The organism is Mycobacterium sp. (assembly GCF_036273375.1).
GTDB lineage: Bacteria > Actinomycetota > Actinomycetes > Mycobacteriales > Mycobacteriaceae > Mycobacterium.
The window spans coordinates 1-2,256 of record NZ_DASUHS010000234.1 but is presented as its reverse complement, the minus strand read 5'-3'; the positions used below and the strand labels follow the sequence as shown (position 1 = coordinate 2,256).

General features: G+C 62.6%; 4 protein-coding genes. All 4 read left to right on the top strand.

Translation table 11 applies throughout. The annotated features are described in order from the left end of the window. On the top strand, positions 1-429 hold a 429-nt coding region (locus tag VFW69_RS20640), incomplete at its 5' end, for an antibiotic biosynthesis monooxygenase family protein (protein WP_526504045.1). An 82-nt stretch (positions 430-511) separates the two neighbouring features. After that, positions 512-1,276 carry an SDR family NAD(P)-dependent oxidoreductase gene (locus tag VFW69_RS20635; RefSeq protein WP_526504043.1) on the top strand — a complete coding sequence of 255 codons (765 nt, stop codon included), beginning with the start codon at positions 512-514 and terminating at the stop codon, positions 1,274-1,276. A gap of 136 nt (positions 1,277-1,412) precedes the next feature. After that, entirely contained in the window at positions 1,413-1,565 is a 153-nt protein-coding gene (locus VFW69_RS20630; RefSeq protein ID WP_526504041.1) for a hypothetical protein, read from the top strand. Positions 1,566-1,865: 300 nt separating this feature from the next. Further along, positions 1,866-2,234 (top strand): VOC family protein, encoded by a 369-nt coding sequence (locus VFW69_RS20625; RefSeq protein WP_526504039.1) that lies wholly within the window; start codon positions 1,866-1,868, stop codon positions 2,232-2,234. The last annotated feature ends 22 nt before the right edge of the window (positions 2,235-2,256 follow it).

The window sequence follows — 2,256 nt, the reverse complement described above, 5'->3', positions numbered from 1 at the left end:
GCACAGCTTCATGCTGGTCGTTGCCCCGCCCCGAATCGCCGGTGCCACAGGACTTCCCGTCAACCCGATCGCCATCTTCTGAAAGCACTAGGAGCCCTCGTGAATACGACCGACGAATCTGCGATCACCTTCATCAACGTCTTCGACATCCCCGCCGACGGGATCGACACGTTCATCAGCCAGTGGGAACATCGATCACGCCTGATAAGCTCCGCCGACGGATTCATCTCTGCCGAACTGCACCGGGCCATCGATGCAGGAACCGAATTCCAACTCATCAACGTCAGCAAGTGGCGCAGCCGAGCCCATTTCGAGGCCGCAACACACGCACCCGAGTTTCGGCGCGAGCTCGATTCCTATGCTTCGGCACCGAGTTCAACCTGGACCGCGCACCGCGGCATCTACCACACCGCCGTCAAACTCGACTGACACCGACGAGTTTCGGTGAGTACCCAAACTCGACCAGGCTTCAAAGCCGATGGTGATCTCGATCGTCCCGAAAGATGGATTCATGACTTCTTCCACAGCCCCATTGTCGGGCCGCACGGCGTTGGTCACCGGGTCTACCGGCGGACTCGGCGTTGCCGTTGCTCACGCTCTAGCTCATGCGGGGGCCTTCGTCGTCGTCACTGGACGGGACAAGACCCGCGGGGACGCCGTCGTCGCCGACATCCGCTCGGCGGGCGGGGGTGCCGCATTCGCGCGGACCGACCTCGCCGGCGACGGCGAGAAGATTCACCGGCTCGCATCTTGCGCCACAGAGCTCGCCGGCGGCCGACTGGACATCCTGGTCAACAACGCCGCGATGCTGCTGATGCCGACACCCACCGCCGAGGTTTCTGCCGAGTTACTGCGGGATGCGTTCTCGGTCAACGTCTTCGCGCCTTTCCTGCTAACAGGTGTGATAGCACCCCAGATGGCGCGCGATGGTGGGGGCGCGGTGGTCAACATCGGTTCGATCACGGGTCTGCGCGGGGCGAGCGGCTCGGCGGTGTACAGCGCCAACAAAGCGGCGATCCATTCCCTGACAACATCGTGGGCCGACGAGTATGGGTCGGCCGGCGTTCGCGTCAACGCCGTCGCACCGGGACCTATCGCGACCGAACGCCAACGCGAGTACGCCGATCACCTGGCACCGGTGCTGGCACGCATACCCTCACGACGGATGAGCACCCCGACGGAGGTGGCAGACGCCGTGGTGTTTCTGGCCAGCCCGGCAGCGTCAAATATCCACGGCGCCATCCTCAGCGTCGACGGCGGTTGGTCCGCGATCTAAGTCACGGACGGGAAGGCTCGACGCGCAGCTACACTCCCAGATTGCTTAAGCCACGATGCGCGGAATCCCGAAATCCTGCGCCGCAATTGCACCTCACGCCGCAAGCAGACCACCATGTCGATGGTCGACGCACCCCGTGGCCTCGGTCGTCCTCGATGAGCACCGATTCCGGACCGGCGTCGAGCACACCCCACATGCGATCTACGTCCTGGACACCATCGCCTACGTCTTCATCGTCGCGATGACACTCACCTCGTTGACCCAATCGCCAAGCGAATGCGACCGCTGAGTCGACACTTAAAGCTGCACTACCGTCTGGCAGAACCTGATGGTGTTCGAGAAAGGGCCGATGACCTCCATCGTGGGCCCTCCTGGTGAATCGTTTTCGATACCGGGTTCAGCCGTCGATACCCGGTGTCGCGCTCGTCGGCCATCGGCTGGCGGCTGGTCGTGTCGCAGATGTAAATATTCTGGGCCGATCACTTCTTCTCTCATACAGTAAATACTCACCCCCCTCGAGGGATCTCATGAGGGTCGCTAGCATCTCGGCCGTCGTAGCATTGGCGTTTCAAGCGATAGAAAATGGGTCATGATTCAACGCGTCGACCCGCCGGCGGGTTACCACTCGGTCACTCCGAGAATGATCGTCAGTGACGTGGCGGATGAGGTCGAGTTCCTGCGCGCGTGCTTCGATGCTTCCGGCGAAATCGTTGCCGGGCGGCCTACCGAAGTGCGGATCGGCGATTCGCTGATCATGGTCTCGGACACCAGCGAGCGGGACGCCTTCCCCGCCCTGCTCTACGTCTACGTCACCGACGCGGACGAGACCTACCAGCGGGGCATCGCCGCAGGAGCCGCCACCGTGGAGGAGCCCCGCGACGTTCCTTGGGGTGATCGGCGAGCCATCATCGCGGACAAGCACGGCAACGTCTTTCAGATCGCACACCGTCGCAGTTAACCTTTGGCGCCCTTCAGGTCGG